The organism is Micromonospora cremea (assembly GCF_900143515.1).
Lineage (GTDB): Bacteria > Actinomycetota > Actinomycetes > Mycobacteriales > Micromonosporaceae > Micromonospora > Micromonospora cremea.
This window is the reverse complement of sequence record NZ_FSQT01000001.1, coordinates 2,090,478-2,104,158: the sequence shown is the minus strand read 5'-3', so window position 1 is coordinate 2,104,158 and position 13,681 is coordinate 2,090,478. Positions and strand designations below refer to the sequence as shown.

13 protein-coding genes and 1 pseudogene are annotated in these 13,681 nt (G+C 72.9%); 11 read left to right on the top strand and 3 right to left on the bottom strand.

What is annotated here, in order from left to right:
• The first annotated feature begins 106 nt into the window (after window positions 1–106).
• On the top strand, window positions 107–1,381 hold the full coding sequence (locus BUS84_RS09700; RefSeq protein WP_074310676.1) for an MFS transporter: 1,275 nt from the start codon (window positions 107–109) through the stop codon (window positions 1,379–1,381).
• Between the two features lie 138 nt (window positions 1,382–1,519).
• Here the strand turns inward: BUS84_RS09700 and BUS84_RS09695 are convergent, their stop codons facing one another.
• From BUS84_RS09695 to BUS84_RS09685, 3 genes are read right to left on the bottom strand one after another with little or no spacing between them, the layout of a single operon-like run.
• Window positions 1,520–2,005, bottom strand: a complete 486-nt coding sequence (locus BUS84_RS09695; protein WP_074310674.1) for a GNAT family N-acetyltransferase — start codon at window positions 2,003–2,005, stop codon at window positions 1,520–1,522.
• Window positions 2,006–2,055: 50 nt separating this feature from the next.
• Window positions 2,056–3,069: a phosphotransferase family protein gene (locus BUS84_RS09690; RefSeq protein WP_074312402.1), complete on the bottom strand. Its 1,014-nt coding sequence runs from the start codon at window positions 3,067–3,069 to the stop codon at window positions 2,056–2,058.
• A 2-nt stretch (window positions 3,070–3,071) separates the two neighbouring features.
• Window positions 3,072–4,145, bottom strand: coding sequence for a LacI family DNA-binding transcriptional regulator (locus tag BUS84_RS09685; RefSeq protein ID WP_074310672.1), 1,074 nt, complete (start codon window positions 4,143–4,145; stop codon window positions 3,072–3,074).
• Window positions 4,146–4,238: 93 nt separating this feature from the next.
• Between BUS84_RS09685 and BUS84_RS09680 the strand changes: the two genes are divergently transcribed.
• The 10 genes and pseudogenes from BUS84_RS09680 to BUS84_RS09635 all read left to right on the top strand — a co-directional run bounded on the left by BUS84_RS09680 (window position 4,239) and on the right by BUS84_RS09635 (window position 13,661).
• Window positions 4,239–4,583, top strand: coding sequence for a cupin domain-containing protein (locus tag BUS84_RS09680; protein WP_074310670.1), 345 nt, complete (start codon window positions 4,239–4,241; stop codon window positions 4,581–4,583).
• Window positions 4,576–5,292: a cupin domain-containing protein gene (locus BUS84_RS09675; protein ID WP_074310668.1), complete on the top strand. Its 717-nt coding sequence runs from the start codon at window positions 4,576–4,578 to the stop codon at window positions 5,290–5,292. The genes BUS84_RS09680 and BUS84_RS09675 overlap by 8 nt, the downstream gene beginning before the upstream one ends.
• A gap of 178 nt (window positions 5,293–5,470) precedes the next feature.
• A complete protein-coding gene (locus BUS84_RS09670) occupies window positions 5,471–6,406 on the top strand; it encodes an ABC transporter permease (protein WP_208869562.1) in 936 nt (311 codons plus the stop codon).
• Between the two features lie 23 nt (window positions 6,407–6,429).
• Entirely contained in the window at window positions 6,430–7,437 is a 1,008-nt protein-coding gene (locus BUS84_RS09665; protein WP_074310666.1) for an ABC transporter substrate-binding protein, read from the top strand.
• 43 nt (window positions 7,438–7,480) lie between these two features.
• Window positions 7,481–8,236 (top strand): ABC transporter ATP-binding protein, encoded by a 756-nt coding sequence (locus BUS84_RS09660; protein WP_074312398.1) that lies wholly within the window; start codon window positions 7,481–7,483, stop codon window positions 8,234–8,236.
• Between the two features lie 38 nt (window positions 8,237–8,274).
• Entirely contained in the window at window positions 8,275–9,426 is a 1,152-nt protein-coding gene (locus BUS84_RS09655) for a Gfo/Idh/MocA family protein (RefSeq protein ID WP_074310664.1), read from the top strand.
• Window positions 9,423–10,573, top strand: a pseudogene (locus BUS84_RS09650) (dihydrodipicolinate synthase family protein). The gene BUS84_RS09655 and the pseudogene BUS84_RS09650 overlap by 4 nt, the downstream one beginning before the upstream one ends.
• A complete protein-coding gene (locus BUS84_RS09645; RefSeq protein WP_074310662.1) occupies window positions 10,570–11,373 on the top strand; it encodes a sugar phosphate isomerase/epimerase family protein in 804 nt (267 codons plus the stop codon). Before BUS84_RS09650 ends, BUS84_RS09645 begins: the two are co-directional and overlap by 4 nt.
• Entirely contained in the window at window positions 11,366–12,529 is a 1,164-nt protein-coding gene (locus BUS84_RS09640) for an SLC5/6 family protein (RefSeq protein WP_074310660.1), read from the top strand. Before BUS84_RS09645 ends, BUS84_RS09640 begins: the two co-directional genes overlap by 8 nt.
• 43 nt (window positions 12,530–12,572) lie before the next feature.
• Window positions 12,573–13,661: an IS630 family transposase gene (locus BUS84_RS09635; protein WP_074310658.1), complete on the top strand. Its 1,089-nt coding sequence runs from the start codon at window positions 12,573–12,575 to the stop codon at window positions 13,659–13,661.
• Window positions 13,662–13,681: the final 20 nt, after the last annotated feature.

Below are 13,681 nucleotides of genomic sequence, written 5' to 3'. Positions count from 1 at the left end.
TGTGTGACGACCACGAGATGCGCGTCGCCCGGCGATTCGTGACATGGGTTGGTGTGACGCCCGGCACAGCCGATGCCGGGCGGTCACACCCACTACCCTCGTCGCCATGAGCCGACCTGTCGGTACGGTCCGGCCTCCGCTCTGGAGGGACCGCACATTCGGCACGTACTGGATCGCGCAGTCGCTCTCCGCGGCCGGCGACTCGTTCGCGTACCTCGCGGTGCCGCTGCTGGTGCTCCAGGCGACCGGGTCGGTGGCCCGGATGGGTCTGCTCACCGCCGTCGCGGGCGCGGCGTCCGTCGTCGCCGGGATCTTCGGCGGTGTGCTGGTCGACCGGTACGACCGGCGGACCCTGATGATCGCGGCGGACCTGGCCCGGCTGGTGCTCTACGGCCTGGTGCCACTGGCCTGGCTCGCCGGGCCGCAGGTGTGGCTGCTCTTCGTCGTGCTGCCGATCTGCGAGGCGGCCGGGATGGTGTTCCGGGTCGCCGCGGTGACCGCGGTCCGCAACCTGGTCGACCGGGATCGGATCACCGAGGCCAACGGCCGGTTGCAGGCGACGTACGCGGCGGCGGCGGTGGTCGGCCCGCTGCTGGCCGGCGTGGTGTCGGCCCGGTTCGGCCCGGCGGTGGCGATCGTCGTCAACGCGGCGAGCTTCGCGTTCTCCGCGATCGGCCTGTGGGTGATCCGATTGCGACCCGTCCAGGCCGACGACGCCGCGCCGGTGACCCGGCAGCGGCCGCTGGTCGAGTTCCTGGCCGGGGCGCGGTTCCTGTGGCGTCACCCCGTGCTCCGCGCGCTGACCGTGCTGCTGTCGGTCTTCATCTTCCTGACCTACGGCTTCACCGACGTGCTGATCTACCACGTCACGCACGACCTCGGCGGCTCCGAGGGCACCGTCGGCACGGTGCTCGGCCTGGCGGCGGTCGGCACCATCGCCGGGGCGCTCCTGGTTGCCCCGCTGCGCCGCCGGCGCGGCTTCGGCGTCACCTGGATCGGCGCACATGCGGTCTGCGGTCTCGCCGTGGCGGGCGTCGGCCTCGCGACGACCGTGCCGATGGTCACCGCGCTGACCGGCGTGTACCTGTGCTGCCTGAGCGTGGGCGGGATCTGCTCGATGTCCCTGCGCCAGGAGATCACTCCCGACCATCTGCTCGGCCGGGTCACCTCGGCGTTCTGGAGCACCCACTACGCCCTCGGGCCGGCCGGCGCAGTCGCGCTGACCTGGGCCGCGGCCCGTTACGGCGTCGCGGCGGTCGCCATCGTGGCGGGGGCGGGGTGTCTGCTGGTCGCGATCGGCGGGCTGTTCACCCCGATCCGCCGAGCCGGCGCGGAGCCGCGTCGGTTGCCCGTCCCGATTCCGGCGGGAAAGGCCGGTTAGCCGCGGCTCCACCCCGGTCATCCGTCGAGCCGGCCTGTCCCACCGTGCCTGTCGAGCGGCCCCAGAAGTGGGGCAGCTCGACAGGCACCTGGCAGTGCCACGTACCCGCCAGCGGTTCCGCCGCACCCGCAGGTCCGGTCACAACTCCTGGTACATGACGTGCAGGCTGACCCGGCCGAGGGTGGGGTGACGGAACGCGCCCGGCACCGTGCCGACCACCTCGAAGCCCTCCCGGCGGTACAGCTCGACCGCCGACCGGTTGCTCTCCACCACGGCGTTGAACTGCATCCCGGCGTACCCCTGGCGGCGCGCCCAGGCCACCGCGTCTCGGCACAGCGCGGTGCCCACGCCCCGCCCGCGCGCGTCGGCGGCAACCATGAAGCTCGCGGTGGACACGTGCGAGCCCGGCCCGGGACGGTTGGTGCCCATCTTCGCGGTGCCGAGCACCCGCGTGCCGTCGACCGCCACGACGGTCCGCCCCGGCGCCGCCTCCGCCCACATGCCGTACGACTGCTCGGCGGTCATCGCGGGGTCGTAGGGGAAGGTCTCCTGTGCCCGGATCACCTCCTCGATGATCGGCCACACCTGCGACCAGTCCTGGTCGACGAACTCCCGAATCTGCACCGGGGGAGGTTAAGCCCGGGACGGGCCCGGGACAATCCGTTATGCCGAGGTCACTCCTGGTCGAGCGCGGCGAGCTCCTCGTCGAGCAGGGTCGCCAGCCGGGAGTGCCGCCCGGGATGGCTCAGCGCGGTCATCCCGCGGCTCGGCATCTCCACCGTCATCAGCAGGTACAGGTGCAGCCGGTAGAGGCTGAGCCAGCGGCGGGACGCGTCGTCCAGCACCAGCGGCTCGGCGGCCGCGGCACGGTAGCCGCGCAGCAGCGGATGCTCCGGCTCGTCCTCGACCCGCCGGTAGAGCAGCGGCGAGACCAGGTCCAGCAGCGGATCGCCGTGCAGAAACCGTTCGCCGTCCACCAGCCCGCGGAGTCGCAGCCGGCCGTCCGGGCCGGGCGCGGTCAGCACGTTGCCGTCCCAGCAGTCGAAGTGCAGCAGCGCCGGGCGGCGCACCTCATCCAGCACGCCGGCGTGCCGCCCGACCAGCGCGCGCAGCCGGTCCGCGGTGACCGGCAGCCGGACGTCCCAGTCGGCCGCGTCGGCGAGCAGCGCGTCGAGCATCGCGGTGAAGGCGGCCCGCCAGGTCGACCCGTCGGCCCGGTCGCCGTCATAACCGAACCGGTCGCCGGTGACCCGGTGCAGCGCGGCGAGGGCCGCCCCGAGGTCGTACCGCGCCGGGCCGTCGTCGACCGCCGCGCCGGCCTCGGCCAGCTCGCGCAGCGACCGGCCGGGCAGCATCCCGGTGACCAGCCACTCGCCGTACGCCGGGTCGGTGCCGTGGTGCAGCACCGGAGGAACGGGCACCTCCTGCGCCCGCTCGGCGACCAGCCGGAAGTATCGTGCCTCGGCCGCGCAGAGCCCGCGCTCGTAGCGCAGCAGGCGCGTACCGGCGGGCGGGGCCAGCTTCAGCACCACGCGACGGTCGTCGTCGAGCAACGCCCACCAGACCGTGGCGTAGCCGCCGCCGGTCAGCGGGCCGCTGTCGCGTACCCGCGTGTGCGGGCCGAACGACGCACGGACCAGGTAGGTCACGTCGTCCGTCGTGAGCGGACGCTGTGTCGGGCTGGTCACGGTCACGAGGCGTCGTCAACCCGACGCGGACGCGGCACCGCACCGGCGGTGTCCCGTGTGGACTGCGGAGCGGGGCCGGCGGTGTCCCGCCGGACCAGCTCGGCGGGGAGCACCTCGACCCGGGGCGCCGGCGCCTCCGCGCCGAGCACCAGGGACATCGCGCGGACCCCCATGTCGACCAGTGGCAGCCGCACGGTGGTCAACGCCGGAGTCACGTCCCGGGCGATCGGCATGTCGTCGAAGCCCACCACCGAGACGCGCTGCGGCACGGCCAGGGAACGGGCCCGCAGGGTGGCGAGCGCGCCGATGGCCATCGAGTCGTTGAGCGCCACGATCGCGGTCAGCTCCGGGTCGGCGTCGAGCAGCCGGGCGGTGGCCTCGGCGCCGCCGTCGCGGTCGAACTCGGCGTACCGGATGCGCCGCGCGGGCACGTCGCAACCCTGCTCGGCGAGGGCCTGCCGGAGCCCGGCCAGCCGGTCGGTGGTGGTGGTGAGGATGCGCGGGCCGGCGACGACGCCGATCGCCCGGTGTCCCAGCTCGCACAGCTCCCGACCGGCCAGGTAGCCGCCGGCCCGGTTGTCCGGCATCACCGCGTCACCCGAGTGTTCGTGCCGGCCGATCACCGCGACCCGCCCACCGGTCGCCTCGTACGCGGCGAGCTTCTCGTTGAGCTGCCGGGTGAACGCGTCGTCGTGATAGCCGGAGCCGGCCAGGATCAGCGCCGCCACCTGGTGGCCGCGCAGCAGCTCCACGTACTCCAACTCGCGGTCCGGGTCGCGGTAGCTGTTGCAGATCATCAGCAGCCGGCCCTGGTCGGTGGCGACGCGTTGCAGCCCGCGGGTGATCTCGGCGAAGTACGGGTCGGAGACGTCGTGCACGATCACGCCGACCGCGCTGCGGTGCGAGCGGGCCAGCAACTGGGCGTGCGCGTTCGGCACGTACTGCAACTCGGCCACGGCGGCGAGCACCCGCTCGCGCAGCTCGTCGGTGACGGGCTTGCTGCTGCCATTGATCACGCGGGAGGCGGTGGCGGGCGAGACGCCCGCGCGCCGCGCCACGTCGGACAGGGTGGCCATGGCCCGCCCCCTCGGTCTGTTGACGGCGTTTCGCCGTGCCGGCTAGCGTCACGGTACCGCAGAGAAAGCCCTTTCCCGCAGGGAGGCCCGGCCATGTCCGAACGCTTCGCGGTGCTTCAACTCGACGACCTTCCCACCAGACGCTGCTCCTGCGGCACCACCCGCCGGGGCTTCATCGCCGAGAGCGACGGCCAGGCCAGCGTGCACCTGCTCCAGGTGCAGGACGCGGTCACCCACCACCACCGGATCGCCACCGAGTACTACATCGTGCTGGCCGGTGAGGGCGAGGTCGAGCTGGACGGGGTGCGCCACCCGGCCCGGCCGATGTCCGCGTTCCTGATCAAGCCGGGTTGCCGGCACCGGGCCATCGGCGACCTCACCGTGCTGCTGGTGTCGCTGCCGGCGGCCGACGACACCGACGAGTACTTCGATGCCTGACCGGTCGGCCCCGCTGCCCGGCGGGATCGGGGTCTCCCGGCTCCGCGTCTACGACACCGCCGCGCCGGACGGCGTGGTCGGCGGCACCCCGCACGTGCACCTCTGCTGCACCGAGGGGTACGTGGTGACGGGCGGCGAGGGCGCGGTGCAGACCCTCACCACCGCCGGCTACCGGGAGACCCCGCTGCGACCGGGCGCGGTGGTCTGGTTCGAGCCGGGCACCGTGCACCGCCTGGTCAACGGTGGCGGACTGACCATCGTGGTGTTGATGCAGAACAGCGGTCTGCCCGAGGCCGGCGACGCGGTGCTGACCTTCCCGCCCGAGGTGCTGGCCGACCCGGCCGCGTACGCCGCCGCCGCGGCACTGCCTGGCGGGGGAGCGCCGGGCGCCGACGTGACCGCCGCGTACCGCCGGCGGGATCTGGCGGTGACCGGCTTTCAGGCGCTGCGGGCCGGTGGTCCGACGGCGCTGGCCGCGTTCCACTCCGCGGCGCTGGCGCTGCGCCGGCCGCTGCTGGCGCGCTGGCGAGAGCGGTGGGCGGCCGGCGCGGGCCGGGCCGCCGCCGGCACCGGCGAGCAGCTCGACGCGCTCGACCGGGGCGATCCCGGGCACCTGGGCGAGGCCGGGGTGTACGCGGTGGGCGAGCCGGTCGAGCGGGGCCGACTGGGCATGTGCGGCCTGCTCGACACCTATCCGGCCACCGTCTGACCATCCATTCGGGACGGTCCCGGGGCCGAGGTTGAGCCGGTCGCCGGCGCGGCGGAAACAGATCGGGGAAAGGCCTTGCCTGGTGCCGAGGGGCCGCCTACGCTCCTGGAAAGCGTTTGCCTGATACGCCGACCGGCCCGGTCCGCGGGTGCCGTGCCGGGCCCCGAGGAGGTTCCGCGTGACCGAGAACGCTCTGGACACGGCGGGCCGGAAGGCCGCCGCCGCGACGGCGGCCGGTGAATCCGCCACAGCGGCGGCCACCCCGTCCACCGTGGTCGGCCCGCCGCCCGGCGTGGGCGGCCGACCGCCACGACCGACCCTCGGCCGGCGGGCAGTCGCCTTCGCCGACTCGCTGTGGCGCCCGGCGCTGGTGCTGGCGGCGTTCTTCGCCGCCTGGTGGTTCGTCGCCGCCCGGGAATACGTGCCCAACTACCTGGTGCCCACCCCCGGCCAGGTCTGGACCACCATGACCGGCCAGTGGTCCGAGCTGGCTCGGCACACCATGGTCACCCTCTACGAGACGGTGCTCGGCTTCGTGCTGGCCGCCGCGTTGGGGCTGGCCACCGCGGTCGCCATCGCCTACTCGCGCACCCTGGACAAGGCGCTCTACCCGATCGTCCTGTTCGCACAGGTCATCCCGAAGATCGCCATCGCCCCACTGCTGGTGGTCTGGTTCGGTCTCGGCCTCACCCCGAAGATCATTCTGGCGGTGCTCATCGCGTTCTTCCCGGTGGTCATCTCCGGCGTGGCCGGGCTGCGCTCCACCGACCCGGAGCTGCTCGACCTCGCCGCCACGATGGGCGCCGGGCCGTGGCGCACCTTCCGCAAGATCCGTTTCCCGAACGCGCTGCCGCACCTGATGGCCGGCCTCAAGGTGGCGGTCACCCTCGCGGTGGTCGGCGCCGTGGTCGGCGAGTTCGTCGGCGCCAGTGAAGGGCTCGGCTACGTCCTGTTGCTGGCCAACGGCAACCTCGACGCCCCGCTGCTGTTCGCCGACCTGATCCTGATGTCCGCCATCGGCATCGTCCTGTTCGTGCTGGTCGAGATCGCCGAGGCACTGCTCATTCCCTGGCACGCCAGCCGTCGGGCCGGCGTACCACTCACCACCTCCTGACCGACCCCATCACGGAGGCACCGATGAAACGCACCGCCACCACCATCCTGGCCACCGCCGCCCTGCTGTTCGCCGCCACCGGCTGCGGCGGGGACGACTCCTCCGACGGCGGCACCGGCGCCGACGGCAGCAAGCAGGTCACCCTCACCCTCAACTGGGTGCCCTACGGCGAGCACGCCCCGTTCTACTACGGGCTCCAGAAGGGCTACTACTCCGCCGAGGGCATCGACCTGAAGATCCTGCCGGGCAACGGCTCCGGCAACACGGTCAAGCAGGTCGCCCAGAAGCAGACCGACTTCGGCTGGGCGGACAGCCCGGTGCTGCTCAAGTCCGTGGCCAGCGGGATGCCGGTGCGCAGCCTCGGCGCGTACCTGGAGAAGGGCCCCTCCTCGGTGGAGTTCTTCACCGAGGAGAACATCAAGACCCCGGCGGACCTCAAGGGCAAGACCGTCGGCGGCACCCCCGGTGACGCGCTCTACGCGACCTTCCCGGCCTGGCTGGAGAAGAACGGCCTCAAGAAGGACGACGTCAAGGTGGTCAACGTGGACGCCGCCGGCAAGATCGCCGCGCTGGCCGAGGGCCGGGTCGACGCCATCATGGGCTTCTTCCACGACCAGGCGCCCACCATCGAGAGCAAGACCGGCAAGAAGGTCGACGTGCTGCTCTTCGCCGACTACGGGATGAACCTGCTCGGCACCGGTCTGATCGCCAACACCCAGACCCTGGAAAAGGACCCGGAGTTGGCCCGCAAGTTCGTCCGGGCAACGCAGAAGTCCTGGGCCGAGGCCGCGCGCGATCCGGCCGGCGCGGTGAGCGCCATGAGCGCGCTCGCCGAGAACGAGCCGGCACCCGAGGTGCTCACCAAGCAGCTCACCCTCAACCTGCCGCTGATCGGCGCCGACGGCCCGCCCGGGGTGAACACCGAGGCCCAGTGGACCGAGACCATCGACCTGATGTCCCGCTACGCGGAGCTGAAGGACCCGGGCGCGCCCAACGCGTACTGGGACGCCTCCTACGCGGCCCAGGGGTGACCGGGTGACCGCCGCGCCGGCGCAGGCCGGCACCGCCATCGGGATGTCCGGGCTGACCGTCCGGTTCAGCTCCCGACGGTCGCAGACCACCGCGCTGGACGACGTGTCGCTGGACATCCAGCCGGGGGAGTTCGTCACCATCGTCGGTCCGTCCGGCTGCGGCAAGTCCACGCTGCTGAAGATCATCGCCGGGCTGGTCCGGCCGACCAGCGGCGACGTGTCGCTGCTGGACCGCCCGGTGCGCGGCCCGCAGAAGGAGATCGGCTTCGTCTTTCAGAAGGCCGCGCTGCTGGAGTGGCGCGGCGCGCGGGCGAACATCCTGCTCCAGGCCGAGATGCGCGGCATGGACCGGGCGCAGGCGGCCCGCCGGACGGACGAGCTGATCGAGATGACCGGCCTGACCGGCTTCGAGAAGGCGCTGCCGCACGAGCTGTCCGGCGGTATGCAGCAGCGGGTGGCGCTCTGCCGCGCGCTGCTGCACTCCCCGCCGGTGCTGCTCATGGACGAGCCGTTCGGTGCCCTGGACGCGCTGACCCGGGAGCAGATGAACGCCGAGCTGCACCGGATCTGGCGGGAGACCGGCACCACGGTGGTGCTGGTGACCCACTCCATCGCCGAGGCGGTCTTCCTCGGCACCCGGGTCGTGGTGATGAGTGCCCGGCCTGGCCGGATCATCCGCACCTTTCCAGTCGACCTGCCGGCGCACCGCGACTACGCGCAGGTGATGTCGGATCCCCGCTTCGACCGGCTCGCCACCGACCTGCGCGGGTTGCTCGGCAGCGCGGCCGCCAACCACTGAGCCCGCATCGGCACGACCAGCACGACGGAAGGAACATCATGACCCGCAGGTCGATCGGCATCATCGTCAACGGCGTGACCGGGAGGATGGGCTACCGGCAGCACCTCGTCCGCTCGCTGCTGGCCATCCGCGAGTCCGGCGGGGTGACGTTGGCCGACGGCACGACCATCTGGCCGGAACCGGTCCTGGTCGGACGCAACGAGACGAAACTCCGCGAGCTCGCCGAGCGACACGGGCTGACCGACTGGACCACCGACCTCACCTCGGCGCTGGCCCGTGACGACGTCGAGATCTACTTCGACGCCCAGGTCACCCAGCAGCGGGAGAAGGCGATCCGGCAGGCGATCGAGGCCGGCAAGCACATCTACACGGAGAAGCCCCTGGCCGAGGACACCGCCGCCGCGCTCGACCTGGCCCGGGCCGCCGACGCCGCCGGGGTACGCACCGGCGTGGTGCAGGACAAGCTCTTCCTGCCGGGGCTGCGCAAGCTCAAGCGGCTCATCGACGGCGGCTTCTTCGGCCGGATCCTCTCGGTGCGCGGCGAGTTCGGCTACTGGGTCTTCGAGGGCGACTGGCAGCCGGCCCAGCGTCCGTCCTGGAACTACCGGGCCGAGGACGGCGGCGGCATCGTGGTCGACATGTTCCCGCACTGGCACTACGTGCTGGAGGAGCTGTTCGGCCGGGTGGCCGCCGTCTCCTGCGTGACCGCCACCCACGTTCCCGAGCGGGTCGACGAGGACGGCCGCACCTACCCCGCCACCGCCGACGACGCCGCGTACGGCATCTTCGAGCTCGACGGCGGGGTGATCGCTCAGCTCAACTCGTCCTGGTGCGTGCGGGTGTTCCGCGACGAGCTGGTGGAGTTCCAGGTCGACGGCACTGAGGGCAGCGCCGTGGCGGGTCTGCGCCGCTGCCGGGCGCAGCATCGGGCGGTCACGCCGAAGCCGGTCTGGAACCCGGACCTGCCGGTCACCGAGGACTTCCGGGCGCAGTGGACCGAGGTGCCCGACAACGAGGAGTTCGACAACGGCTTCAAGGTGCAGTGGGAGGCGTTCCTGCGGCACGTGGTGGCCGGTGAGCCGTTCCGCTGGGACTTCCTGGCCGGCGCGCGCGGCGTGCAGCTCGCCGAACTCGGGCTGCGCTCGGCCCGCGAGGGAGTCCGCGTCGAGGTGCCGGAGCTGAACTCATGACTGCCGAGGTGGTGCTGCCCGGCGGGCGGCGGCACCGGCTGGCCGGGGGAGCGGGTTCCCCCGGCCAGCCGCCCCGGCGACCAGCCGGATCGCGTACGCCGCCGCGCACGTGGTGGCCGATCCCGGCGCGGAGAACGTGCCGGGCGCGCCGGCGGCAGTGGACTGGGACACCACGCTGGCCTTCCGGCGGCACCTCTGGTCGTACGGGTTGGGGGTCGCCGAGGCGATGGACACCGCCCAGCGGGGGATGGGGCTGGACTACCCGGCCACCCGGGAACTGATCCGGCGCAGTGCCGACGAGGCCCGCGCGGTGGGCGGACGGATCGTCGCCGGAGTCGGCACCGACCAGCTGCCGACCGGCCCGGCCACCCTGGCCGAGGTCACCGCGGCCTACCGGGAGCAGCTCGACGACGTACGGGCGGCCGGCGCGCGGCCGGTGCTGATGTGCAGCCGGCACCTGGCCGCCGCGGCCCGCGGCCCGGAGGACTATCTGCGGGTGTACGACGACCTGCTGACCGCCGCCGAGGAGCCGGTGGTGCTGCACTGGCTGGGCCTGATGTTCGACCCGGCGCTGACGGGCTACTGGGGTGCGGTCGACCTGGACCTGGCCGCCGACACGGTGATCGAGCTGATCAAGGCACACCAGTCCAGGGTGGACGGGATCAAGGTGTCCCTGCTGGACGCCGGGCGGGAGGTCGCGCTGCGCCGCCGGCTGCCGGCCGGGGTACGGCTCTACACCGGCGACGACTTCCACTACCCGGAGCTGATCCGGGGTGACGAGGTGGGCCACTCCGACGCGCTGCTCGGGGTGTTCGCGGCCATCGCGCCGGCCGCCGCCGCCGCGTTGGCCGCCCTGGACCGGGGCGACCTGGCCGCGTACGACGAGATCTTCGGGCCGACCGTGCCGCTGGCCCGGCACCTGTTCGCGGCGCCGACCTGGCACTACAAGACGGGGATCGTGTTCCTGGCCTGGCTGGCCGGGCACCAGAGCCACTTCACCATGGTCGGCGGCGCGCAGTCCGGCCGGTCCCCGGCGCACCTGGCCACCCTGCTCACCCTGGCCGACGCCGCCGGGCTGCTGCCCGACGCCGACCTGGCCGCCGCCCGAGCGCGGGCGCTGTTCACCGTTGCCGGGGTCGGCCAATGAGTCTGGAGCGCTTCTCGTTCAACCAGGCCACCGCCCAGCACTGGCCGCTGCCCGAGGTGGTGGCCGGCTGCGTGGCGGCCGGCGTGCCGGGCATCGGGCTGTGGCGGGAGCCGGCGGCCGAGCACGGGCTGGCCCGCTCGGCGAAGCTGGTCCGCGACGCCGGCCTCACCGTCACCTCGCTGTGCCGGGGCGGCTTCTTCCAGGCCGATGACTGGCGTGCGGAGAACCTGCGGGCCATCGAGGAGGCCGCCGCCCTAGGCGCACCCGAGCTGGTGCTGGTGTCCGGCGGGCTGCCGGCGGGCAGCCGGGACGTCGACGGCGCTCGGCGCCGGGTCGCCGACGCGATCGGCGAGTTGGCCCCGCACGCGACGGCGGCCGGGGTGCGGTTGGCCATCGAGCCGCTGCACCCGATGTTCTGCGCCGACCGCTGCGTGATCGCCACCCTCGGCCAGGCGCTGGACATCGCCGAGCGCTTCGATCCGGCGGTGGTGGGCGTGGTCGTGGACGCGTACCACGTCTGGTGGGACGACACTGTGTACGCGCAGATCGAGCGGGCCGGCTCGCGGATCGCCGCCTTCCAGGTCTGCGACTGGGTGACCCCGCTGCCGGAGGGGGTGCTGCTCGGCCGGGCGCTGCCCGGCGACGGCTGCATCGAGCTGCGCCGGCTGCGCGAGGCGGTGGACGCGGCCGGCTACCTCGGCCCGATCGAGGTGGAGGTCTTCTCCGCCGAGGTGTGGGCGCGCCCGGGCGCGGAGGTGCTGGACGCCGCGATAGCCGGCTACCTGCACCACGTTGTCTGAGGCTCCCGAACGGCGGTGGCCCGCGGCGGTCGGCGCCTGGCTGGGCATCGGCACCGCGCCGGCCACCCTGGTACTCGGCGCGGCGATGGCGGCCAGGCACGGCGGCGCGGTCCCGGTGGCCGGGCTGCTGGTGGGCGGCGTGCTGATGGCCGCGTTGCTCTGGGGGCAGGGCCGGATCGGGCTGCGCCGGCCGCTCGGCGACGGCGGAACGCTTACCGCGGTGCTGCCCGCGTACCTGGGAAAGACTTCGCGGCTGCTGCTGGCGGCCGTGCTGACCGTGTCGATGGTCGGCTGGAACGGGTTCAACGTCGGGCTCGGTGGCGCCTCGCTGGCCGCGCTGACGCACCTTCCGGGCTGGGCCGGGCCGGCGTTGCTGGAGGTGGCGGTCCTCGTCGTCTCCTGGGCTCCGGCCCGGCTCGGCAACCGGGTCGCGGTGCTCACCACGCTCAGCGCGGTGGTGCTGGTCGGGTGGTGCCTGACCGTGCTGCCGCCGCCGGGCGCGCCGGTCCGCGTCGCCACCGGTGGGCTCGCCGACGCCGCCGCGTTGATCGGGTACGCGGCGGTCTTCGCGCTGCGCGCGCCGGACTTCAGCGTCGGTCTGGCCCGTCGGCGGGACCTGGCCTGGTGCGTGGGGCTGCTGATCGGGCCTGCGCTGCTCGGGGTGCTCGCCGGCGCCGGCCTGTGGTTGCGGACCGGCTCCGCGGACGTGGTCGCGCTGCTCGCCACCGGGTCGGGGCTGGCCGCGTACGCGAATCTGTTCGTCGCCGTGGCGGTGTTCGCCGCCGCGCTGACCACCACGTACTCCGGGGCGCTGGCGATGCGCGGCCTGGCGCCGCGGGTCCCGGCCCGCGCGGCCATGCTCGCGATCGCGGTGTTCGGCGGGGTGCTGGCGGTGGCGCGCTTCGACCGCCTCGTGCTGCCCTGGCTGACCCTGCTGGCCGCCGCGCTGCCGGTGCTGGTGGTGCCGATGGCCGCGGAAGCCGCCGCCCGTCGGCGCGGTCGTGCGCCGCGTACCGTGCCCGCCTGGTGCTGGGTGCCGCCGGCGCTGCTGGCGGTCGCCTGCACCCTCGCCGGGGTGGGCGTCGCTCCGTTGCTCGGTCTGGCCCTGGCCGGGGCGTGCACCCTGCTCTGGCGGCGGCTGGGAAACGCGACCTAGTGTCCTGAGTCGTTAATTCGTCGGCAGATAGTAGGCTGTCGGGATGGCTGGTCGTCCGCGTGGTGTGGTGGAACTGAGTGATGACGAGCGTGCGTGTTTGACTCGGTGGGCGCGGCGGGGTAAGTCATCGCAGGCGTTGGCGTTGCGGTCGAAGATCGTGTTGTTGTGCGCCGATGGCCTGGTCAACACGCATGTCGCGGAGCGGTTGGGTGTCTCGCGGGACATGGTGGGCAAGTGGCGTAGCCGGTTCCTGGACCGCCGGTTGCAGGGGTTGACCGATGAGCCTCGACCTGGGGCGCCCCGTCGGATCACCGACGACCGGGTCGAGGAGGTCATCGTCCGCACGTTGGAGCAGCAGCCGTCCAACCAGGACAGTCACTGGTCGACGCGGTCGATGGCCAAGGAGACCGGGCTGTCGCAGACCGCGGTGTCGCGGATCTGGCGGGCGTTCGGCCTCAAGCCGCATCTGGTGGACACGTGGAAGCTCTCGGCTGACCCGTTGTTCGTAGAGAAGGTCCGCGACGTGGTGGGCCTGTACCTGGATCCGCCGGTCAAGGCGATGGTCCTGTGCGTGGACGAGAAGTCGCAGATGCAGGCCCTGGAACGGACCCGACCGATGCTGCCGATGATGCCCACGGTCCCCGCCCGGCAGACCCACGACTACGTCCGCCACGGTGTGGCCAGCCTGTTCGCCGCGTTCGACCCGGCGACCGGCACGGTCATCGGGCAGGTCCACCGCAAGCACCGCCATCAGGAGTTCCTCAAGTTCCTGAAGGTCGTCGACGCGAACACGCCCGCAGAGTTGGATCTGCACCTGGTCCTGGACAATTACGCCACCCACAAGACGCCCGCGGTGCAGCGGTGGCTGGCCGCGCATCCCCGGTTCCACCTGCACTTCACGCCGACCTCGGCGTCCTGGCTCAACCTCGTCGAGCGCTGGTTCGCCGAACTGACCGACCGCAAGCTCCGCAGGTCAAGCCACCGCAGCCTCGCCGAACTCGAAGCGGACGTCCGCACCTGGATCGACGCGTGGAACGCCGACCCGAAGCCCTTCGTGTGGACCAGAACCGCCGACGACATCCTCAACAGCCTCGCCACGTACTGCCGGCGAATTAACGACTCAGGACACTAGCGGCGGTTGCCGGACCGATG